The 21407-nt window shown below is 71.3% G+C and carries 22 protein-coding genes; 7 read left to right on the top strand and 15 right to left on the bottom strand.

Features of this window, described 5'->3' with window-relative positions:
• Positions 1-6: 6 nt before the first annotated feature.
• Both ABGB12_RS10710 and ABGB12_RS10705 read right to left on the bottom strand, forming a co-directional pair.
• Positions 7-489, bottom strand: a complete 483-nt coding sequence (locus ABGB12_RS10710; protein ID WP_347676515.1) for a nitroreductase/quinone reductase family protein — start codon at positions 487-489, stop codon at positions 7-9.
• A gap of 56 nt (positions 490-545) precedes the next feature.
• Complete coding sequence (locus ABGB12_RS10705; RefSeq protein ID WP_347676513.1) at positions 546-953, bottom strand: hypothetical protein; 408 nt, start codon at positions 951-953, stop codon at positions 546-548.
• A 95-nt stretch (positions 954-1048) separates the two neighbouring features.
• Between ABGB12_RS10705 and ABGB12_RS10700 the strand changes: the two genes are divergently transcribed.
• The gene (locus ABGB12_RS10700) at positions 1049-2362 is read left to right on the top strand and encodes an ATP-binding protein (RefSeq protein ID WP_347676511.1); all 1314 of its coding nucleotides are present in this window, start codon (positions 1049-1051) and stop codon (positions 2360-2362) included.
• Between the two features lie 22 nt (positions 2363-2384).
• On the opposite strand, the gene ABGB12_RS10695 is transcribed toward ABGB12_RS10700, so the two are convergent.
• Genes ABGB12_RS10695 through ABGB12_RS10680 form a run of 4 tightly spaced genes read right to left on the bottom strand, consistent with a single transcriptional unit; the run spans position 2385 to position 5434 of the window.
• Positions 2385-2912, bottom strand: a complete 528-nt coding sequence (locus ABGB12_RS10695; protein ID WP_347676509.1) for a hypothetical protein — start codon at positions 2910-2912, stop codon at positions 2385-2387.
• On the bottom strand, positions 2909-3034 hold the full coding sequence (locus ABGB12_RS10690) for a hypothetical protein (protein WP_347676507.1): 126 nt from the start codon (positions 3032-3034) through the stop codon (positions 2909-2911). The genes ABGB12_RS10695 and ABGB12_RS10690 overlap by 4 nt, the downstream gene beginning before the upstream one ends.
• Positions 3035-3060: 26 nt before the next feature.
• Entirely contained in the window at positions 3061-5082 is a 2022-nt protein-coding gene (locus ABGB12_RS10685) for a sigma-70 family RNA polymerase sigma factor (RefSeq protein WP_347676505.1), read from the bottom strand.
• Positions 5083-5116: 34 nt separating this feature from the next.
• Positions 5117-5434, bottom strand: a complete 318-nt coding sequence (locus ABGB12_RS10680; protein WP_347676503.1) for a YciI family protein — start codon at positions 5432-5434, stop codon at positions 5117-5119.
• A gap of 141 nt (positions 5435-5575) precedes the next feature.
• Between ABGB12_RS10680 and ABGB12_RS10675 the strand changes: the two genes are divergently transcribed.
• Positions 5576-6244 carry a DUF998 domain-containing protein gene (locus ABGB12_RS10675; protein ID WP_347676501.1) on the top strand — a complete coding sequence of 223 codons (669 nt, stop codon included), beginning with the start codon at positions 5576-5578 and terminating at the stop codon, positions 6242-6244.
• 66 nt (positions 6245-6310) lie between these two features.
• Here the strand turns inward: ABGB12_RS10675 and ABGB12_RS10670 are convergent, their stop codons facing one another.
• Positions 6311-7930, bottom strand: a complete 1620-nt coding sequence (locus ABGB12_RS10670; RefSeq protein WP_347676499.1) for an ATP-binding cassette domain-containing protein — start codon at positions 7928-7930, stop codon at positions 6311-6313.
• Between the two features lie 79 nt (positions 7931-8009).
• Here ABGB12_RS10670 and ABGB12_RS10665 point away from each other — a divergent pair, with 79 nt between their 5' ends.
• Both ABGB12_RS10665 and ABGB12_RS10660 read left to right on the top strand, forming a co-directional pair.
• Complete coding sequence (locus ABGB12_RS10665) at positions 8010-8663, top strand: uridine kinase (RefSeq protein ID WP_347676497.1); 654 nt, start codon at positions 8010-8012, stop codon at positions 8661-8663.
• Positions 8651-9046, top strand: coding sequence for a VOC family protein (locus ABGB12_RS10660; protein WP_347676495.1), 396 nt, complete (start codon positions 8651-8653; stop codon positions 9044-9046). Before ABGB12_RS10665 ends, ABGB12_RS10660 begins: the two co-directional genes overlap by 13 nt.
• Positions 9047-9108: 62 nt before the next feature.
• Here the strand turns inward: ABGB12_RS10660 and ABGB12_RS10655 are convergent, their stop codons facing one another.
• From ABGB12_RS10655 to ABGB12_RS10640, 4 genes are all read right to left on the bottom strand, one after another.
• Entirely contained in the window at positions 9109-10272 is a 1164-nt protein-coding gene (locus ABGB12_RS10655; protein WP_347676493.1) for a thiolase family protein, read from the bottom strand.
• Positions 10273-10374: 102 nt separating this feature from the next.
• A complete protein-coding gene (locus ABGB12_RS10650; RefSeq protein ID WP_347676491.1) occupies positions 10375-10758 on the bottom strand; it encodes a hypothetical protein in 384 nt (127 codons plus the stop codon).
• 49 nt (positions 10759-10807) lie between these two features.
• A complete protein-coding gene (locus tag ABGB12_RS10645) occupies positions 10808-11635 on the bottom strand; it encodes an NAD-dependent protein deacetylase (protein ID WP_347676489.1) in 828 nt (275 codons plus the stop codon).
• A gap of 56 nt (positions 11636-11691) precedes the next feature.
• Complete coding sequence (locus ABGB12_RS10640) at positions 11692-12348, bottom strand: NUDIX hydrolase (RefSeq protein ID WP_347676487.1); 657 nt, start codon at positions 12346-12348, stop codon at positions 11692-11694.
• A gap of 114 nt (positions 12349-12462) precedes the next feature.
• Here ABGB12_RS10640 and ABGB12_RS10635 point away from each other — a divergent pair, with 114 nt between their 5' ends.
• The 3 genes from ABGB12_RS10635 to ABGB12_RS10625 are packed head-to-tail and all read left to right on the top strand — an operon-like array spanning position 12463 to position 16962.
• Positions 12463-15090 (top strand): CHAT domain-containing protein, encoded by a 2628-nt coding sequence (locus ABGB12_RS10635; RefSeq protein ID WP_347676485.1) that lies wholly within the window; start codon positions 12463-12465, stop codon positions 15088-15090.
• 14 nt (positions 15091-15104) lie between these two features.
• Entirely contained in the window at positions 15105-15443 is a 339-nt protein-coding gene (locus ABGB12_RS10630) for a CATRA system-associated protein (protein ID WP_347677699.1), read from the top strand.
• Positions 15430-16962, top strand: coding sequence for a CATRA conflict system CASPASE/TPR repeat-associated protein (locus tag ABGB12_RS10625; RefSeq protein ID WP_347676483.1), 1533 nt, complete (start codon positions 15430-15432; stop codon positions 16960-16962). Before ABGB12_RS10630 ends, ABGB12_RS10625 begins: the two co-directional genes overlap by 14 nt.
• Before the next feature lie 49 nt (positions 16963-17011).
• Here ABGB12_RS10625 and ABGB12_RS10620 read toward each other — a convergent pair whose 3' ends face one another.
• From ABGB12_RS10620 to ABGB12_RS10605, 4 genes are all read right to left on the bottom strand, one after another.
• Positions 17012-18112, bottom strand: coding sequence for a glycerophosphodiester phosphodiesterase (locus ABGB12_RS10620; protein ID WP_347676481.1), 1101 nt, complete (start codon positions 18110-18112; stop codon positions 17012-17014).
• A 153-nt stretch (positions 18113-18265) separates the two neighbouring features.
• Positions 18266-18703: a nitroreductase family deazaflavin-dependent oxidoreductase gene (locus ABGB12_RS10615; protein ID WP_347676480.1), complete on the bottom strand. Its 438-nt coding sequence runs from the start codon at positions 18701-18703 to the stop codon at positions 18266-18268.
• A gap of 91 nt (positions 18704-18794) precedes the next feature.
• Positions 18795-19571: a class II glutamine amidotransferase gene (locus ABGB12_RS10610; RefSeq protein WP_347676478.1), complete on the bottom strand. Its 777-nt coding sequence runs from the start codon at positions 19569-19571 to the stop codon at positions 18795-18797.
• A 50-nt stretch (positions 19572-19621) separates the two neighbouring features.
• Positions 19622-21391 carry an N-acetylglutaminylglutamine amidotransferase gene (locus ABGB12_RS10605; RefSeq protein ID WP_347676476.1) on the bottom strand — a complete coding sequence of 590 codons (1770 nt, stop codon included), beginning with the start codon at positions 21389-21391 and terminating at the stop codon, positions 19622-19624.
• Between the last annotated feature and the right edge of the window lie 16 nt (positions 21392-21407).

Below are 21407 nucleotides of genomic sequence, written 5' to 3'. Positions count from 1 at the left end.
GGCTCGTCATCTCGGAAGGACGTGGAAGACGGGGAACCGGTCGGCGATGCGGGCGAAGTCCTCCAGAGGCGCTCGGCGGTCCACCGGGATGTGGGGGCGGGCTCCGGGGGCGAGGGCCAGATAGCGGCGGATGATCGCAGGACGGGCCGCGGGTTCGACCTCCTCCAGGCGGACGGGCTCGCGGCGGCCGTGACGGAGGACGGCGTGGCCCTCGGCCGCCCTGACGTTGTGCACCCAGTTCGCCCGGTCGCCGAGCATCGCCACCAGGTACCGTTCGCCGCCGTAGTCCGCGACCACCACCGGGAAGGAGATGAGACGACCGGTACGACGACCTCTCACCTCGAGCGTCACCCAGTTGCGGGGTGCGAGGAAACCCGCGGCGAACTGGAGCGCGGAGATCCGGTTCAGGAGACGCGCGAGCGGATTGGGCCGGTCTCCCGGATACATCCAGCGCTTGAAGCGGTAGAGCAGGCCGTCGTGTCCTCCCATACCCCACCTCCGATCTCCTCCATACTGCCTCGCCTCCTCACTCCGCCATGAGGACTTCAGTCCTTTCCGGGGTCGCCGGCGAGAGAGCGGGCGGACGCGGCCTCGTTCTCGTCCCAGCCGTGGTGACCGACGCCCCGCTGGTCGGCCTGGTCGTCGATCCATCTGTTGTGCGCTTCCCAGGCGGCCTGCTTGCTGGTTCCGAGGGAGGCGCCGATCTGCGACCAGGAGGCGCCCGCCCTGCGCGCGGAACGCACCGTGAGCTGGCGCCCGTAACCCGCCTTGCGGGCGATCACCTCGCCCAGGGCGAGGAGTTCCAGGGCCTCCTCCCGGGAGAGGGGGGCCGCGCCGAAGGCGTCGCCGTCCTCGGTCATCGAGGCCAGGGAGTCTCGGGTGCGCAGTTCGTCGTAGCGGGCGACGGCGGTCAGCAGCGTGAACCGGTTCTCGAGTTCGTCTGGAGTAGCCATGACCCCAGTCTCACGTCAAGATGCCCTGACGTCAAGCTGCCTTGACGAAATGGGCGTGGCTGGACCTCCGCGGCGCGCGGAGGAAGATATGAGGCGTGACATCGCCCCAATCGCTGCTGTACTGCTCCCCTTCGGACGTGACGATCGAGCGGGTCCGCGCGCTCGTCGACCAGGTGGGGCCGGAGGCGCCGACCGTCGAGTACAAGGAGGGCTTCAGCCAGACCCTCGCCAAAGCGGTCGCGGCGCTGGCCAACACCTACGGAGGGCTGGTCCTGGTGGGGGTCACCGACGCACGGGCGGTGAGCGGGGTGGAGGAGAAGACGATCGAGTCGATCGCCGAGCACTGCCACGCCAAGCTCGAGCCGCCGTGGATCCCCGAGATCCTCCCGGTGCCGCTGGACGACGGGTCGGGGCTGTACGTCCTGGTCATGCGCGTCGTTCCCGGGCGGGCGCCCCGGCCGCTGCTCGTCGACGGGAGGGCGCCGATCCGGTACCAGAACACCACCCAGTCCGCCGACTGGCAGCGGCTCAAGGGATTGTTCACCGAGCGGGCGGCCTCCGAGGAGAGCCGGCAGTGGAACGTCATGGCCCCGGCCGTCACCCGCGGCGCGAACGGTTCCGATATCGACTTCATCATCCGGTCGGGGCTGAACGTCGCCGTCGCCGACGAGGCGAAATGGCAGCCTCTGTCGGAACGCACCGTGTCCACGCTGACCGACGCGCTGAACGGCTCCCCGCTCGACAAGGCGCTCAGGGACCTGTGCCTCCAGCGGGCGGAGACGGCGAGCGTCACCCCGTTCCACCGCAGGGGCATCAACCGCGCCCACACCGTCAACCTGGAGTGGCAGGGCTATCCCGACGGCTGGATGCCCGGAGATCCCAAGCCGATCGAGGCCAGAGCGAGCCTGGAGGTACCCGGCGCCTACGGGAGTGCGGGGACGAACCTCCAGTTCACGCTCGACGTGACCGTCCGGCTCAGCAGCTGGATCCAGGCGACCGGTGGACGGCAGGCCGCTCCCGGCCGGGCGGACGGGCCGGCCCCGCGCTGGCGGATCGCCCTGCCGATGCTGGCCGAACTCATGGAGGCGCTGGCGACGACGTTCACGAACCCGGAGGTCGTGGCCCCGATCTCGGACCTGGCCCGGGTCGACCCCGTCGCCGTCCCCCAGCCCCGCGTCCTTCACCTGGTGACCGAACGCCCGATCCTGGAGGTCCTCGACGCCACCGGCCTGAAGCAGATCCCGGACGCCGGCGTCTCCCGGGGCGGCCACCTCCTGGCCGATCCCGCCCTGGACCTCGCCGATCCCGCCGACCGCCGCCGCCAGATCCAGGGCTGGCTGTCCCAGCTCGCCCTGGACGCCGGCCTCCTCGGCATGGAGCAGCTCCTCGCCGAGCAGGACCCGCTGTGACGGTTCAGCCGGCGTCCGGCTTTCAAAAGACCATAACCACATCAGCGCGTTCGGGGGTGTGCTCGCGCGCCAGCATCGCCGTCTCCTGCGCCGCCCAACGGTCCCAGTGCGGATCGTAGGTGTCTCCGTCGCGCTCCAGAGCACGGTGTTTGCGGATCTCTTCCGGCAACTCCAGCCAGACGAGAAGGCTGACGTACCGTGCCGCGCGTGCGCAGCCCGCCCCGACGCCTTCCACGACGAGTTCAGCGGGCGGGTCGAGTGGAACCGGGGCTCCCCATGCCCCTGCGATCCAGTCGTAGCGCGGGACGAATGCCCGTCGTCCCTCGGACAGGGGAACCAGCACGTCGGAGACGAGCCGGTCCACCCCGTCTTCGAGTCCGTCCCAGCCTCCGTAGAGGTCCTCCATGCTGACGACCGGCGCGCCCAACTCGCGGGCGAGCGAGGCCGCCAGCGTGGATTTGCCCGACCCGGACCGTCCGTCTATGGCCGCGACGCGGGTCCGTCCCGCCTTGGGGGGCGTTTCCCTGAGGCGTGCGGCGAGCTCGCTCATTCCGGGCCCCCGCACACCGGCACCCGTCCGGCTCGGAGCCGCAGCACGACCTGTGAGGCCTCCTCGGCGGTGTTCGTCACGACGTAAGGCCGTCCGGTGTAGGTGTGCTCGAGTTCGTCCATCGGCTCGGCCGTTCCTTCAGTCGTGGTCAGCGGGGGCGGGCGTGACGGAGCTGGTGGAGCGTGTAGCCCCGGCCCGAGGGGTCCAGGGACTTCGTGGCCTGTTTGAAGAGGTACTCGGCGCGTTCATAGGAGAGACGGCGGCGTCCGGTCTCCGGGCACAGATCGGCCGCGGAAGGAGTACGGGAAGGGGCGGGCCTGCGGTCGGAGAGGAACACCGGGCCCCGGCTCCGGCCCGCGGTGAGGCGGGAGAGCAGTTCCGTGGTGGCGTGGTCCCAGCGCGGCGGAAGGTGACCGGGCCGGTGTCGAAGGCCCAGATCTTCGACGTCGAGCGAGAGGGCTTCGGTGACCGTGGCGGACGACTCGTACAGCAGGCGCCACAGGGCGCGTTCCCGTAGGGAGGCGTCGGAGCGGGCCAGGAGGAGCTCCACCTCGGACGGGTGGAGCGAAGCCGTGACGAGGCGGGGCTCCGGACGGCGGTCGAGGGACGTCGAAAGGTCGGCTGTCAGCCAGGCGCGGGGCGGTGCGGAGGACCAGGCGGAGAAGGAGCGGACGGCCGAGCGGTGGCGGTTCCAGGTCTTGGGGGCCGTGGCGGGCCAGGAGATGGCGAAGGCCTGGGCCACCCGCTCGGGAGTGAGCGAGGTCAGAGGGGTGCCGTCGCCGAGGGTCAGGCACAGGCGGTGGAGGGTCTGGGTGTAGGAGCGGCGGGTGGCGGGGGTCAGTTCATCGCGGGCGAGGAAGTCTCTGACGGCCTCGGCGAGGGTGACGCCCTCGTCTTCGAGCGCGGGGAGGTCCGCGGCGCGCCGGAGGAGGAAGGCGCGTTCTGCGGCGTTGCGGGCCAGGGAGGCCGCGCGTTCGAACTCGGTGCGGGCCTCGGCGTGCCGGCCGAGCTTGGCCAGGAGATCGGCCCGGACACTGGGGAGCAGATGGTAGTTCCTCAGGGCCGGGTCGCTCTTCAAGACGTCGACGACGTCCAGGGCGGCCTGGGGACCGCGGGTCATGCCGATGGCGACGGCCCGGTTGAGCTGGACGACGGGGGTGGGCGCCACCCGGATCAGGGCGTCGTAGAGCGCTGCGATCTGGGCCCAGTCGGTCTCCTCGACCGTGCGGGCGCGGGCGTGGGTCGCCGCGATGGCGGCCTGGAGCACGTACGGGCCCGGCGGGGCGGAGCTCTCCCGGGCGCGCAGAAGGGACGCCATGCCCCGGCGGATGAGCAGCGGGTCCCAGCGGCCGCGGTTCTGCTCGTGGAGCTGGAGGGGCTCTCCGGACGGGCCGGTGCGGGCCGCCGAGCGGGACGCCTGGATCTCCATGAGGGCGACCAGGCCGTGGACCTCCGGCTCGGCCGGCGCCAGTTCGGCCAGCAGCCGGCCCAGGCGCAGGGCCTCCAGGCAGAGGGTGGGGCGGATCAGGTCCTCGCCCGAGGTCGCCGAGTAGCCCTCGTTGAAGACCAGGTAGACCACCTCGAGGACGGACGACAGGCGGTCCGCCAGTTCGGCGCCGGGCGGCAGCTCGAAGGGGATCCGGGCGTCGGCGAGGGTCTGCTTGGCCCGGGCGACGCGCTGGACGACCGCCTGCTCGGAGACGAGGAACGCGCGGGCGATCTCCTCCGCCGTGAGGCCGGCCAGGAGGCGGAGGGTCAGCGCGACCCGCTCCTCGGCGGGGAGGACGGGGTGGCAGGAGACGAACATCAGGCGCAGGACGTCGTCGCCCGTCCCGGCGTCGCCGTCCCGGTCCTGGCTCAGTTCGTGGGCGAGCTGCTCCTGTCTGCGCTCCAGGCGCTCGGTGCGGCGCAGGTGGTCGATGGCGCGGCGTTTGGCCGCCGTCATGATCCAGGCGCCGGGGTTGTCGGGGACGCCCTGCTCGGGCCACTGCTCCAGGGCGGCGACCAGCGCGTCCTGGGCGAGCTCCTCGGCCAGGCCCACCTCGCGGACCATCCGGGTGAGCGCGGCGACGATCCTCGCCGATTCGAGTTTCCAGACCGCGTCGATCGTGCGGTGGGTGTCCCTGGCCGTCACGGGCACGATCAGAGCACCGCCCCCGCGTGGACGCAAGCGGGGACGGTGCTCCGCGGCCGGGCTCGGCGGCTCAGCCGAAGACCTGCCAGATCTGGCTCTCGCCGTCACCGACGATCTTCCGGAAGCGGCGGGCCACCTCGATCGCCTCCTCCTTGGAGCGGACCTCGACCAGCGCGAAGCCGCCGACCACGTCCTTGGCCTCCAGGAACGGCCCGTCCGTCACCGTGATGTCGCCGGCCTCGGAGGTGATGACGAGGCCGCGCGGCTCCAGGCCGCCGGTCGCCAGCAGGACGCCGGCCTTGGTCATCTCCTCGATGAACGCGCCCATCTCGGCGTACAGCTTCTCGTCCGGCTCGGCCCCGCCCTTGGTGGTCATCAGGTAACGCATGTCCGCTCCTTCGCTCGGGGAGATCGTCTCCGCTTATGCCCGTCCGTCGAACGAGCCGATGTGACAGGGAATGCATTCCCTGTCACATCTCCAAGGCGACGCGTTGGTGAAGACACCGAAAATCCGCGAAGGAGACGGGCCATGACGACCCTCCAGCACGCCGCCCCCACCACCGCCGCCGCGTCCTCGTCCACCCGGACGCTGCTCACCCTCGCCGCCGTCGCCGCTCCCCTGTGGGCCGCGGTCTCGCTGGCACAGGCGTTCACCCGTGACGGCTTCGACCTGACGCGCCACCCGCTGAGCATGCTGAGCACCGGCTTGCTCGGCTGGCTCCAGGTCGCCAACTTCCTGGTCGGCGGCGCCCTGACCGTCGCCGGCGCGATCGGCCTGCGACGCGCCATGCGCGGTGCCCCCGGCGGCACCTGGACGCCCCGCCTGGTCGCCGTCAACGGCCTCGGCATGATGGCCGCGGGCGTGTTCTCCATGGACCCCGGGGACGGCTTCCCCGTCGGTACCCCGGCCGGAATCCCGGCGGAGATGAGCTGGCACGCCGTCCTGCACATGGTCGCCGGTTCGGTGTCCTTCACCGCCCTCATCGCCGCGTGCTTCGTCCTCGGCCACCACTTCTCCCGCACCGGCGACCGCGGCCGCGCCATCGCCTCCCGGATCGTCGGCGTCGTCTTCATCCTCGGCGACGGCTGGGCCATGAGCGGCGGCCAGGCAGGCTCCCTCACCCTCGCCGTCGGCACCCTCACCGGCATGCTCTGGGTCTCCGCCGTCGCCGCCCACCTCCGCAAGGCGGCCTCCTGAAGAAGCTCCGGCGCAAGGGGCCTGCCGTCGAAGACGGGCAGGCCCCTTGCGCGTGGAAGGACCCGCTCAGCGGTCCCGGACCACCCGGCGCTCGTCCCAGACCGGCTCGGACGTCTCTCGGACGACACCATCGGAGCCGAAGACGAGGTAGCGGTCGAAGGAGCGGGCGAACCAGCGGTCGTGCGTCACCGCCAGGACCGTCCCGTCGTAGGTTTCGAGGCCCTCCTGCAGTGCCTCGGCCGACTCCAGGTCCAGGTTGTCGGTCGGCTCGTCCAGCATGAGCGCGGTGGCTCCGCCCATCTCCAGCAGCAGGATCTGGAAGCGTGCCTGCTGGCCGCCGGAGAGGGTCTCGAAACGCTGGTCGCCCTGCTTGTCCAGCTCGTAGCGGCGCAGCGCGCTCATCGCGGCGCCCTGGCTCTTCGCGTGGTCCGCCCACAAGATCTCCACGAGAGTGCGTCCCAGCAGTTCCGTGCGGGCGTGCGTCTGCGCGAAGTGCCCTGGGACGACGCGGGCGCCGAGTTTCCACGCGCCGGTGTGCGCGACGTCCTCACCCGCCAGGAGCCGCAGGAAATGCGACTTCCCCGAGCCGTTGGAGCCCAGGACCGCGACCCGCTCCCCGTAGAAGACCTCCAGGTCGAACGGCTTCATCAGGCCCGACAACCCCAGCCCGGCGCAGGTCACCGCCCGCACCCCGGTCCGGCCTCCACGCAGCCGCATGGTGATCTCCTGCTTGCGCGGGGGCTCCGGCGGAGGCCCGGCCTCCTCGAACCGGCGCAGCCTGGTCTGTGCCGCGTGGTACCGCGACGCCATCTCGTCGCTGCGCTTGGCGTACTGCCGCATGTCGACCACGAGCTTCTTCAGCTTGGCGTGCTGCTCGTCCCACCGCCGCCGCAGCTCCTCGAACCGCTCGAACCTCTGCGCCCGCGCCTCGTGGTAGGTGCCGAACCCGCCGCCGTGCACCCACACGTCGCTGCCCGCGGGGCCCGGCTCGACGCTCACGATCTTCTCCGCGGTCCGGACGAGCAGTTCCCGGTCGTGCGAGATGAACAGGACGGTCTTGCGGGTCTCCTTCAGCCGCTGCTCGAGCCATTGCTTGCCGGGAACGTCCAGGTAGTTGTCCGGCTCGTCGAGCAGCAGGATCTCGTCGGGGCCGCGGAGCAGCGCCTCCAGCACCAGGCGTTTCTGCTCACCGCCGGACAGCGTCCGCACCGCGCGCCACTGCGCCTTCTCGTACGGCGTCCCCATCGCCGCCATGGCGCACATGTCCCACAACGTCTCGGCCTCGTATCCGCCGACCTCGGCCCAGTCGCTGAGGGCCTGCGCGTAGTCCATCTGAGCGGACTCGTCGTCCCGCTCCATCATCGCGGTCTCGGCCTCGTCCAGCGCCCGGGCGGCCTCCCTGATCCTCGGCGGCGCGACGGAGGCCAGCAGGTCGCGCACCGTCCGCTCGTCCCTGACGGATCCGACGAACTGCGGCATGACGCCGAGCCCGCCGGTGACGTTCACCTTCCCGCCGTGCGGCTTCAGTTCCCCCGAGATCAGCCGCAGCAGCGTCGTCTTCCCCGCTCCGTTGGCGCCCACCAGGGCGACCGTCGCGCCCTCCCCCACCCGGAACGAGACGTCGTTGAGCAGCACCCGCCCGTCCGGCAGGAAGTACTCCACGTGCGCGGCCTCGACATGTCCCATCGCTGAAGTTTAGAGCCGCTCTTGAGCACGGAGCCTGTCCTTTATGAGGCGACCGCGTACTCCGTGAGAAAATCGACACATGCGAGCACGGCCGATCTCACCGGAGCATCTGGTCGAGGAGCTCTGCGACCGGCTGGAGAGGGCGCCTCGGGAGAGGCGGCTGCGGGTGGCGGTCGACGGGGCTCCCGCGGCGGAGCCGGAGAGGCTGGCGGACGCGCTGGTCGGACCCTTGCGGGAGCGGGGACGGGAGGCCGTCCGGGTGTCGGCGTGGGACTTTCTGCGTCCGGCTTCGCTGCGTTACGAGTTCGGGCGGGACGACCCTGATGTCTTCTACGACGACTGGCTGGACGTGAACGGGCTGCTCCGCGAGGTGCTCGGCCCGCTGGAACCCGGGGGCACCGGGAAGGTGCTCCCCTCCCTGTGGGACCGGGTCCGCGACAGGGCCACCCGGGCGCGGTACGTGGACGTCCCGGCCGGAGGCGTCGTGCTGGTGGACGGGGCCCTGCTGCTCGGACGCGGCCTGCCCTTCGACCTGACCGTGCACCTCGCCCTCTCCCCCGCCGCCCTGGCGCGGCGCACCGGCGGGGACGAGGCCTGGACGCTGCCCGCCTACGCCCGTTACCAGCGGGAGGCCCGGCCCCTGCGGACGGCGGACGTCGTGGTGAAGGTGGACGACCCCCGCCATCCCGCGCTGGTCGCCGAGGGTGGAGGATCTGATCCATGGACGTACTGAGCAGCCGGGTCATGCTGCGCCCGACGGACCTCGAACGGAGCCGGAGCTTCTACCGGGACGTGCTGGGCCTGGCGATCTACCGTCAGTTCGGCCCTCAGGACTCCCCCGGCACCGTCTTCTTCCTCGGCTCGGGTTTCCTGGAGGTCTCCGGCCAGTCCCCCGAGCCGCCCGGAGACTCCCTGCGGCTCTGGCTCCAGGTCCGCGACGTCCACGCCGAGCACGCACGGCTGGCGGCCGCCGGCGTCACCATCCTGCGCGAACCGGAACTCGAGTTCTGGGGCCTGCTCGAGATGTGGATCGCCGACCCCGACGGCGTGCGGATCGTCCTGGTCGAGATCCCCGCGGACCATCCCCTCCGTCAGGACACCCGAACCTTCCCGTGAAGCGCGGCCGTGCGCCGTCCACGGCCGCGCTCCCCCTGCCCGGGCGGATCAGATCATTTCTGTCACAGCCGTTCGATGATCGTCGCGTTGGCCATACCGCCGGCCTCGCACATGGTCTGCAGGCCGAAACGGGCGTCCTGGTCCTCCAGCGCGTGCAGGAGGGTGGTCATGATGCGGGCGCCGCTGCCGCCGAGGGGGTGGCCGATGGCGATGGCGCCTCCGCGCACGTTCAGACGATCGTGGTCGACGCCGAGTTCTCGCTGCCAGGCCAGAACGACTGAGGCGAACGCCTCATTGACCTCGAACAGGTCGATGTCCTCCAGTCGCAGCCCGGCCCGCGCGAGCACCTTCTCGGTGGCCGGCATGATCGCGGTGAGCATCAGCAGCGGGTCGTCTCCGGCCACCGCGAAGGAGTGGAAGCGGGCACGGGGCTTCAGGCCGAGCCGCTGGGCGACGTCGGCTCCCATGACGAGCAGGGCCGCGGCCCCGTCGTTGACGGGAGAGGCGTTGCCCGCGGTGACCGTCCAGCCGATCTCGGGGAAGCGCTCCTCGTAGGAGGGGTGGTAGTAGGCGGGCTTGAGCCCGGCCAGCGCCTCTGCCGAGGTACCGGGGCGGACCGTCTCGTCCCGCCGCCCGGCCCAGGCGACCTCCCGGTCGAACTCTCCGCGCTCCCACGCGGCGGCCGCCCGCCGGTGGCTCTCCAGCGCGTAGGCGTCCTGCTCCTCCCGCGAGATCTTCCAGCGGGCCGCGATGAGCTCGGCGCTGATGCCCTGCCCGACGAGCCCGTCCGGGTAGCGGGTGCGCCGGAGCGGCGCGAACGGGTCGCTGCCCGGCAGGACCGCCGCCCCCATCGGCACCCGGGACATCGACTCCACCCCGCAGGCGATGGCGACGTCGTAGGCCCCGCTCATCACCCCCTGTGCCGCGAGATGCGCCGCCTGCTGGGACGAACCGCACTGCCGGTCGACGGTCATGCCCGGCACGCTCTGCGGGAATCCCGCCGCCAGCACCGCCGTCCGGGTGATGTTCGCCGCCTGGTCCCCCGCCTGGGTCACGCATCCGCCGATGACGTCGTCGACCAGCACGGGGTCGATCCCGGCCCGCTCCACCAGCTCCTCGAGCGTCCGCGCCAGCAGGTCGACCGGGTGCTCCTCGTGCAGCGATCCCCCCGGCTTGCCCTTGCCCACCGGCGTCCGCACCGCTTCGACGATGACAGCGTCCCTCATCGCGCACTCCTCAGTTGGATTTTCCTACCCACTAGGGCACAGCATGCTCCAGTGAGTAGGAGAAAACAACCCACTAACGCCGTGGCGGCGGTCACCTCCGGGTCAGGGCCGGGAGATGAGGGATCCGAGATGGGCGGCGAGGGCCTCGGGATCGGCGACGGTGACGGTGAGGGCCTCGTGCGGGCGGGGGCCGAGGACGCGGACGGGCTCGCGGAAGGCCACGCACACGCCGTCCAGGGCGCTGCCGAAGGTCAGCCCCGAGTCCCGCAGGGAGAGCCGCACCCCGATCGCCTTGACCGCCCGGTAGGGGCCGGTGGGGACGGCCGACATGATGTTGGACAGGGGCGTGGTCAGGGTCCAGCGGCCGAAGCGGGCCGAGAAGACCCCGTCCGCCACCACGACCCGGCTGTTGTCGGGGCGGATGCCGAGCAGCCCCAGCAGCCTCCGGTAGCGCGGGGCGAACTCGAACGGGTAGACGTCGGTCATGGCGGCTCCTCCGGCCTCCGGGTGCACCTCCGGTCTTACCCCGTAGTTCTCACCCGCAGCGCTCCAGCAGGGCGCGGAGGGTGAGGCCGAGCGGCGCGTCCAGCCGGCACAGCGCCTGGGCGTCGGCCCGGGTGGGGCCCTGGTTGATGATCGCGACGGGGATGTCGAGCTCGGCGGCCCGGGTGACGAAGCGGCGGCCGGAGTGGACCGTCAGGGAGGAGCCGAGCACCAGCAGGGTCCCGGCCGCCTCGGTGAGCCGGTAGCACTCCTCGACGCGGACGCGCGGCACGGTCTCGCCGAAGAAGGTCACGTCGGGTTTGAGCACCCCGCCGCAGGTCAGGCAGTCCACGATGCGGAAGGTCGCGGTCTCGGCGTCGGTGAGGGAGACGTCCCCGTCGGGGTTGACCAGCGCGGGCGCCGCGTCCCAATCCGGGTTGGCCTCGCGCAGCCGCCCGTCCAGCGCCTCCCGGGAGCTCGGCTCCCCGCAGGACAGGCAGATCACCCGGTCCAGCGCCCCGTGCAGTTCGATCACCCGGCGCGACCCGGCGGACTGGTGCAGCCCGTCCACGTTCTGGGTGATCACTCCGGAGACCAGCCCCCGCCGTTCCAGCTCGGCGACCGCCCGGTGCCCGTGGTTGGGCGCGGCCCGGGTGACATGCCGCCATCCCAGGTGGCTGCGCGCCCAGTACCGCCGCCGCGCCTCGGCGCTGCCCGTGAAGGTCTGGTAGGTCATCGGCTCCGACGGACGGGCCCGCCCGCTCTCCCCCCGGTAGTCGGGGATCCCCGACTCGGTGGAGATCCCGGCCCCGGTGAGCACCACGACCTCCCCGTCCCCGATCAGGTCCGCCAGCAGGCCCGTCTCGTCCGCAGTCCGCATTCCCGCCACCCCTTCATGGTGCCTCACCGGGGGCGATGCCGGGAGCGGCCCGCCCGTCAGCCCGGCAGGCCGACCAGTCCGTGCAGGAGCGCCCGGGTGTAGGCGGCCAGGGCGAATCCGTCGGTGAGCTCGCCGGTCCTGATCAGGTCCGCGACCTCGGCCGGCGTGGCCGGGATGATCCTGTCGATGCCTTCGTGCTCCTCCGGAGGGCCGTAGTCGTCGACGGCGGCGTGGAACAGGTGGACGGCGGTGGCCGTCAGCCCGGTGTCGGGATGGACGACGCCCAGCGGGGTGAGCGCCGCGGCCTCGGCGCCGATCTCCTCGAGGAGTTCCCGGCGGGCGTTGTCCTCCGGAGAGGTGCCGGGCATGCCCGAGCCCCGGGGGATCTCCAGATGCCAGCGGCGGGTGCTGTGGCGGAAATGCCGGATGAGGAGGATCCGCCCCCGCCAGACGGGGAGGAGCACCACCCCGGGGGTGTTGACCGGGGTGACGAAACGGATGTAGGTACCGGGACCGCCATCGGGCATCCGGACGGCGTCGCGGAGGATCATGCCATAGGGGTCCTCGTAGACGACTCCCGTCCGCGCCCACTCGGAGGGGTGGCCCCGGTCGGCGAGCGCGCGTCCCACCGCCCGTTCCACCCCGGCGACCTCGTCGGGGTCCGTCAGGATCTCATAGGGAGCTTGAGGTGGATTAATGAACAATTCGGGCATTTCGCCAACAATTTCTTCATATCTCGCTCGCCACATGTTCTCGTTCATCCCGGAATTCTCACATGGTCGTGTACTTTCTGATCGTCTAAACCCCTTGACCCTTGGGGAAGTGGTTTGTACAGCGATCACATCCGGGACTTCTCCCAGAGTTACACCCCCGCCGACCTGATCACCCGTTTCGACGCCCACTTCGACGTCCCGCTCCGCCACGAGTACGCGATCGGCCTGCTCAGGATGCAGGGGGCGTTCACCGCCGAGGCCCCCGCGGCCGAGCGGGTGGGCGCGCACTGGTGCGACATCGTGCGTTCGGACGTCGAGTACGCGCTGCTCGACGGACTGCGCCTGATCGAGCTGTCACGCGGTGACGCCGAACGGCTGCTGGCCGACTGCCTGGACGGCACCGTTCCGCACGACGACGAGTTCTCCCCCTATGCGGCGGCGCGCTGGCAGGACGGCGCGGGCCGGATCCACTACCGGCTGGGCAACTTCGCCCAGGCCAGGATCCACTTCGAGACGGCCGAGCGGCTCGCGTCCGACCGCGGGCTGTGGTGGTGCCTGCCCGACCTCCGGGGCAACCTCTACCGGGCGGAGCTGGAAGAACGCCGCCAGACCGCCGCGCCCGAGGTGATCGAGGAGCGGCTCGACACGATGCTCGACCAGTGGCGGCGGGCGCTGGCCGACGCCGAGGCGCTGCACGACCCGGAGGAGATCCTGCGGCGGGTCGGCTCGGACGAGGCCGCCACCCGGGAACGCGAGTTCCTGCGCGGGCTGTCCAACCTGCGGCACAACGTGGCGGTCGGCGAGAAGGAGAAAGGGCGCGCCGAGGAGTCCGGGCGCGCCTCGCTGGCGTCGTTGCGCCTCTCCGAAACGCTGGGCGACTGGTACCGGATCGGCCAGTCGCTCAACCATCAGGCGCAGCTCGACCCCTCCCAGGCACCCGGGTTGTACCGGCAGCTCCTCGACGGGGAGTGGCGTCGCGGACGTCAGATGGCACGCCAGCACCTCGCCCGGCTGAAGGGCGGCGTCCAGGGCGCGTCCGAACTGCACGGCCTGCTGCGTGAGCTGGCCGGAGGCGCCGCCGGTGGCAGAAGCGCGGGCATGGACATCGAGATCCACGCCTACACGGTGCGGTTGTTCGCCTCTCTGGTCGACGCGCTCGACCCGGCGCGGGCCGAGGCCGAGGGCTGGTCCGAGCGGTACTCCGCGCTCGCGGCCGAGGTCCCGGTCCAGCGGCAGGTCATGGCCGACTCGATTCGCCGGGTGGTGGCCCTCCCCGCCTACAAGCGGGCCTACGCCTCGGCGGTCCGACCGAACTACCTGGAACGGATCGCCCGGCTCCTCACCGGGGAGGAGGAACCCGGACTCCGGCCGCTCGAGCGGCTGGAAGAGGCACTGGGCCTGACCGAGGAGTCCTCCGCCCGCGAACTGCTCGATCTGATGTCGGCTTCCGCCCTGCCCTTCCTGGACTCCCCGCCTCCCCCGCTGCCCGAGGCCGAGCCCCTCCCGTCCGGACGGGTCGGGGGCGACGGGACCCGCCGCGCCGCGCTTCGGGAGAGCGTGGGCGGCGCGGAATTCGTCAGGGCCATGGAACGGCGGCAGCGCGAGTTCGAGGACCAGTTCCTGCGCAGGCCACTGGAGACCGCGCCCCACGACCCGGAAATCGCCCACCGGGTCCGCATGTACACCGTCAACCACCCTGACACCTGCATCGTCCGGTATTTCGCCCATGGTCCAGCCGGTGCCGTCCGGATCGGCGCGTTCGTCATCCGGGGCGGCCGGCTCGACTGCGTTCCGGACCTCTGCGGCGCGGACGGACTGCGTGCGCTCGCCGAGGATCTGCCCGTCGAGCGGGCCCCGTCCCGTCCGGAGTGTGAGCGGATCTGGGAGTTGCTCGTCGCTCCTGTGTGGGACGGCATCACGGCCGACGGCCTTCCCGGGCATCTGGTGATGATCCCGACGGACGACATCTTCACGGTCCCGCTGCACATCGCCGTCCCGCCGGGAGACGCGGGAATGGGGACGCCGCTGGCCGCCAGGGTGCCGCTGTCGCATTCGGTGAGCACGACCGCGTTCGTCACCCGAGGCCGTCATCTGCTGAAGCGGCAGCCCGTAGAGCCCGACGACGACCTCGCGGCGGTCATCGTCGCCCGCGACGGCGTCTCGGGCCGGGAGGTGGTCGGCACCGGCTGGCCGGCCGAGCGAACGCTGATCGTGGGCGATGTGCCGGACGGGCTGGAGCCGGGAGTGAGACGGCTCGATCCGGACTGGGGAGCGCTGGCCGCGGTGAGCGCCGTCAAACCCGAGTTCTTCGTCTACGCCGGGCACGGCACCTATGACCGCTCCTGCGGCCAGATCGGCCCCTCGCTGGAGTTCGGCGGCGACCGCCTCACCCAGTACGACCTGGCGCTGCGGCTGCGGCTGCCGCGCAACAGGCTGACCGTGCTCGGCGCCTGCCTGGCCGGGCAGGGCGAGCAGACCGGCGGCGGCGACGTCGTCGGATTCCTCCGCTCGCTGACGGCCTCGGGAGCCGGAGCCGTCGGCGTCCCGCTGTGGAGCGTGCGGGACCAGGCCATCGCCGACACCGTGCGGGTCCTGCTGCGGGCCAGCCGGACCGCGCTCGACGCGGGCGGAGCCGGGTTCGACGTGGTCGAGACGCTGCACACCGAATACCGCGAGATCGCGCGCCGACCGCTGGACTTCGCGTCGATGGTCGAGTTCATGCCGATCAGCCTCTACCTGTAGGAGAAGCCGTGGACATGCCGATGGGTCTGGTCCCCCTGCTGCAGGCGCTGCCGACCTGGCGGCTGCCCGACTGGACCGAGGTGGACCGGGGCCTCGCCCACTTGGCCGAGGCCGTACGGGGCGAGGACGTGCGCGCGGCCGAGGCGGCGACCCGTTTCCTCACCGGTTTCGACCCCGCGCGTCGGAGTACGCCCCCTCCGCAGGACCGGGATCCGGGCGCCCGTCTCTACCCCGAGATGGAGGGGGACGGCTCCCATCCCCTTCCCGACTCCACCCGGGAGTTGCTCAACCGGATCATCCACGCGATCGGAGACTCGGAGCAGAGCGGAACCGCCGACAGTGTTGCTCCATAGACCGGCGCTGCTGCACCACGCTTTCTTCTCGGCCGCCCCCGGGCACGCGCTCACCCCTGATTCCCCCGTCCGGCAGGCGCTGGAGCGGACCTGGCGGCGGGTCGCGGACCTCGGCTTCGACCGCCGGCTCCAGGACGCCTGGCCGCTGGAGCTGCCGCCTCCCGAGACCGGCTTTCCTCACCCGGGCATGAAGATCCTGGCCGCCCGCGGCGCGCCCGACGACCCCGGCTGGAACCAGGCGTTCGCCTACCGGCTGGACGACACGGTCGGCGTGAGCGTCCTGCGGGGGCTGTCCGGACCTGCCACGGTCTGGACGGCGCTCGCCGAACGCTGGGAGTCCCCCGCCGGATCCCCTCCACCAGAAGCGGGCCCGCTCACCGGCGTGTTCGGCCTCGCCACCGTCCTCCTCGGCCTGGTACCGGCCGACGACTGGGACCGGCTCAGGGCTTCGTCCGCGCCCGGCGCCACCGCGCTCGGCGCGGAACTCGCCGACGAGCTGGGCCTCTCCCCGGGCGCCGACGGGTGGAGCTCCTCCTGGCTCCGCCCGAGAGAGGACATCCTCGGGTGGGAGCTTCCCGCCTCCGGTCTCTCCGGCACCCGCCGGGTGCTGGTGATAGCGCCCGAAGCCGCCGAAGTGGAACTGCTGCACTGGCTCTGGTCCGGCCCCCGGCCCGGCCTACCCGTCTTCACCGGTTACCTCCGCCACGCGGCCCAGCTCCGCTACCAGTACCGCATCCTGACCGAGAACCTGCGGGGGGTCCGGGAGTCGATCCACGAGATCGACTCCGGCTGCCGCTACCTGGCCCGCGTGCTGGACCAGGAGCAGCTCCCGGTGGACCGGCTTCTCGCCGCCGAGAGCACCCTGGGACGGCTCCAGATGCGCGAGGGCGGCGTCATCGCCCGCCTGGCCGACATCCGGGGCATGACCCACGCCGTCAAGACCGCCCGCCGCAACATGGTCGCGGTGCTGGGTCCGCTCGCCTCCGGCGACTCCGGCGGCCCCCTGCGCCATGACTCCGAGCTGGCTCAGTGGACCCTGGAGCAACTGGAGGCCGAGCAGGTCTTCCTCTCCTCCGCCATGACCAAGGCCACCGAGATCGGACGGATCAGCTCGGGAGTGGTCGCCGGGAGGCTGGCCGAGCGCCGCGAGAACCTGCTCCTGTTCCAGACCAGCCTGCTGGGCTCGCTGCTGATGGTCCTCGCCGGCATCCAGAGCTTCGAATACGACGTGGACCTGCCCGGCCCCCTCTTCGCCCCCGTGATCACCCTGCTGGGCACCCTGGCGCTCTTCCTGCCCCCCGCGGTCCTGCACTGGCGCCGCCGCGCCCCCCGGCCCGACCGCTGGGCCAGGCTCGACCTCTTCTTCGCCGGCTGCGTGGGAGCCTCCCTCGGCTGGCTCGCCGCCACCGGGTTCCGTCTTCTGTCCGACGACACTGCCGCCCCGCCCATCGTCTCCGTGCTCTCCGCGCTGGCCGGGATCCCCCTGGCCGTGTTCTTGTTCGAGCGCTTCCGACGGTGATGTGATCGCCGTCCCCGCTTCCGCTGCGGGGACGGCGGTCGTGGATGAGTCAGTCGCGGGCTTCGCGGACGGCCGTGGCCAGGGCCGGGTCGTCGGAGAAGATGCCGTCGATGCCCTGGTCCAGGAGGAGGTTCAGCCAGCCGGCGGCGTCGCCCTGGGTCTGCTTGTAGGCGGGGGAAGCCGGGTTTCCGCGGCGGAAGTCGGCCGGGAGGAAGGTGTTCTCGGGGCGGAACGTCCAGGGGTGGACGGCCAGGCCGGCGCGGTGGGCGTCCTTGACCAGGGTGGTCGGGGCGGTGGTCTTCCCGGCGGCGTCCAGGGGGATGATGCGGCGGGTCTCGGGGCCGATGCCGTCGACGAAGGTCGAGAGCCACTTCAGGCCGGGACGGGAGACCATCGTGTCGTAGGAGCGGGAGTCGCCCGCCGCCGTCCAGTCGTAGGGCTTGCCGCTCGCGCTGATGAGCTGCACGAGCTTCACCCTGGTGCGCGGGCGCAGCTTCTGCAGGATCGTCGGCTCGAAGGACTGGAGGAAGACCTTCGAGGTCCGCTTGGTCAAGCCGTGCTTGTCGAGCGCGGAGAGCACCGGCTTGTCGAACGGCAGGCCGATCGACTCGAAGTAGGTCGGGTGCTTCATCTCGGGGTAGACGCCGACGCCGTGCTTCTGCGCGAGCTCCACGACCTCGTCGAATGACGGGATGACGTCCTGGCCGTCGAAGGCGGTGTTGTCGGGCCGCAGGTCGGGGATGCGCTCCTTGGCGCGCAGCGTCCGCAGCTCGGCGAAGGTGAAGTCCTCGGTGAACCAGTCCGTCGCCTTCGCGCCGTCGATGGTCTTGGTCTGCTTCCGGTCGGCGAACTCCGGGTGCGAGGCCACGTCGGTGGTGGTGCTGAGCGCGTTCTCGTGCCGGTCGACCAGCACGCCGTCCTTGGTGAGCACGAGGTCCGGCTCGATGTAGTCAGCGCCCGTCTCGATCGCCAGCCGGTAGGCGCTGATCGTGTGCTCGGGCCGGTACTCGCTCGCGCCGCGGTGTGCGATCACCAGCGGCTCGGTGCGCTGTCCCGCTTCGGCCGCGTCGGGCGCGGACAGCCCCACCGCGGTCGCCGACAGCGCGGTGAGCGCGAGTCCGGCGGCGAGCACACCTTTGAAATGGACCATGACGTAACCTCCTGATCGGTTGACCGGAAGTTACGGCGACCGGTGAACGAAGATCACGACACCGGTTGAAGCCCCGTCTAACACTGGCTTACGAACGCACGGAGGCCCCGGCGGTTCGCCGGGGCCTCCGTGCGCCGTTCGCCGAGGCGGTGGTCAGGGAGACGGCTCCAGGACGAAGACCGGGATGTCGCGGTCGGTCTTCTTCTGGTACTCCGCGTAGTCGGGCCAGGCCTCCACGGCCAGGGCCCACCAGCGGTCGAGTTCGTCGCCCTCGGCGCGGTGGGCGACGCAGTCGCGGACGACGGGACCGTCCTGCAGCGTGACGTGCGGATCGGCGACGATGTTGTGGTACCAGACGGGGTGCTTGGGCGCCCCGCCCTTGGAGGCGACGACGGCGTAGCGGGTGCCGTCGGTGACCCGCATCAGCGGCGTCTTTCTGATCTTGCCGGACTTCGCGCCCTTGGTGGTCAGGATGATGACGGGCTTGCCCTGCATGGTGCCGCCCTCTTCACCGCCCGTCCGCTCGTACTGCTCCACCTGCTCGGCGACCGCGTCGTACGGGCTCGGCTCGTACTCGCCTCTGAGTGGCATGTCGACTCCTCTCCGTGTTCACTTCAAGATCTCATGGATCTTCCGGAGAGGGCACGGCCGGGGTCTGCTTCCCGGCCGTGCGCGGCGGAGGTCAGATCGGGTCGGGGACCGAGGAGGGCTGTTCGGAACCGGTCTCCTGGTGCGGGAGGGTGATCCGCAGGGGCATCACGGTGACGCCGAGCGGGTCGGCGATCACGAGGTGGCGGTCGGGGACCTTGATCCAGTCGTCCTCGTCGTCGAACGGCTCACTGGCCAGCAGGGTGCCCTGCTCGTCGCTGCGGTAGCAGAGCGTCTCACCCCAGGTCGTGGCGACCAGGGTGAGGCCGTCCGTCGCCAGGAGGTTCAGGCAGGCGTTCTGGTCGAGGGCGGCGATGTCGCTCACCAGCTCGGGCACGGCGGCCGTCAGCTGGGCGCCCGCGTCCAGGCGCTGCCACAGCAGGGCCGCCAGGTGGGCGGCGTCGCAGGTGGACTCGGGGACGCGGCCGGGCTCCAGGAGGGAGGCGGTGAGCCCCACGTTGAGGTGCCCGTTCAGCGACATCAGCGCGGTGCCGTTGGTGAACGGCGCCGTCGCCTTCTCCTCGATGGGCATGCCGGGGCTGGCCCCCCGGGCCGCTCCGATCATGCAGTCGGAGACGACCGCGGAGGCCAGCGTCGGGAAGTCGGGGTCGGCCTCGATCGGGCCGACGCGGCGGTAGGTGGTGGCCGTACCGGGGGCGGGGAACCAGCCGACGCCGAAACCGTCCTGGTTGATCAGGTCGATGTGCTGCCAGCGCGGCCGGGCCGCCTGCTTGGGCAGACCGTAGGGCGGGTCCAGGACGAGCTCCTTGACCGATCGGTCAGCTCCGAGCCAGGCGAAGTGACGACACATACGACCCCCCTACTGTCTGTTTACCTGCAGGCCCGTATGCAGCATAAAAGCTAAATCCCGTGCTTCTGCAGCCACAGTTCCAAAAGTGCGAGCTGCCACAGGGCGCTGGCCCCCAGCGTGGTGCGGTTTCCGGACGGGTCGGCCAGCAGCCGGTCGGTGTACTCGGGCCGGAAGAGCCCCCTGGCCTTGGCCTCCGGAGCGGTCAGCGCCTCCTGGACGAGGTCCAGGTACGGCCCGGAGAGGTGCCTGATCGCCGGGACGGGGAAGTAGCCCTTGGTGCGGTCGATCACGGCGTCCGGGACGATCCCTCTCGCCGCGTCCTTGAGCACTCCTTTACCTCCTTGGGCGATCTTGAGCTCGGGCGGGCAGGAGGCGGCCAGTTCGACCAGGCGGTAGTCCAGGAAGGGGGTCCTGGCCTCCAGACCGAACGCCATGGTCATGTTGTCGACCCGTTTCACCGGGTCTTCGACCAGCATGACCGTGGTGTCCAGGCGCAGCGCCGCGTCCAGGGCCTCGGCCGCGCCCGGCTGCGCGAAGTGGGCCTCGACGAACTCCGTGCTGTGGTCCCGGTCCAGGTAGGCGGGGCTCAGCTGCCCGGCCAGCTCGGCGTGCGGGCGGTCGAAGAACTCCTCGGCGTAGACCGCGGCGGCCTTCTCGCGCGCGACGCCCGCCAGCGGCGGGTACCAGCTGTAGCCGCCGAGCACCTCGTCCGCGCCCTGGCCCGACTGGACGACCTTGACGTGCCTGGAGACCTCCTGGGACAGCAGGTGGAAGGCCACGCAGTCATGGCTGACCATCGGCTCGCTCATCGCGCCGATCGCGCCGTGCAGGGCGGGGAGCAGCCGGTCGTCCCCGATGTGGATCTTGTGGTGCCTGGTGCCGAAGTGCCGGGCCACCAGGTCGGAGTAGGCGTACTCGTCGCCCGACTCCCCCCCGGCCGAGTGGAAGCCGATGCTGAAGGTCTCCAGCCCCTGCTGTCCCGCCTCGGCCAGCAGCCCGACGATCAGGCTGGAGTCCAGTCCGCCGGACAGCAGCACGCCGACCGGGACGTCCGCGACCATCCGGATGTCCACGGCGGCCCGGAGGCTCTCCAGGATCGCCTGAGGCCACTCCTCCGGGTCCTTGGGCTCATCCCGGGTGAAGGACGGGCGCCAGTAAACGTGGTCCTCGGAGCTCCCGTCGGGCCGGACGGTCCGCACGGTCGCCGGAGGCAGCTTCGAGACCCCCTTGAGGATCGTGCGGGGTGCCGGGACCACCGAGTGGAAGGTCATGTAGTGGTGCAGCGCCACCAGGTCCAGCGAGGTGTCCACCCCTCCCCCTGCCAGCAGCGCCGGAAGCGTCGAGGCGAAGCGGAGCCGGCCGGGCCCGGCGCTGACGTACAGGGGCTTGACGCCGAGCCGGTCGCGCCCCAGGACCAGAACGCCGGAGTCCCGCTCGTGGACGGCGAAGGCGAACATGCCGTTGAAGCGGCTCACGCAGTCGCGGCCCCAGTGGTGGTAGCCCTTGAGGATCACCTCGGTGTCGGAGGTGGAGAAGAACCGGTACCCGGCGGCTTGGAGCTCCTCCCGGAGCTCCTTGTAGTTGTAGATGCAACCGTTGAAGACGGCGGTCAGCCCCAGTTCCGGGTCGGTCATCGGCTGGGCCCCCCGGTCCGAGAGGTCGATGATCCGCAGCCGCCGGTGGCCGAGGGCCAGGGCGCCCGACGACCAGACGCCCTGACCGTCCGGCCCGCGGGACTCCAGGGTGGTGTTCATCCTGGCCACGGCCGTCACGTCGGCGGAAGCTCCGTCGAACCGGAACTCGCCGCAGAAGCCACACATGAAGAAGAAGTCCTTT

The organism is Actinocorallia sp. B10E7, from assembly GCF_039871655.1.
Taxonomy (GTDB): domain Bacteria; phylum Actinomycetota; class Actinomycetes; order Streptosporangiales; family Streptosporangiaceae; genus Actinocorallia.
Note: the sequence above shows the minus strand (reverse complement) of the source record. Positions and strands in the feature narration are given on the sequence as shown.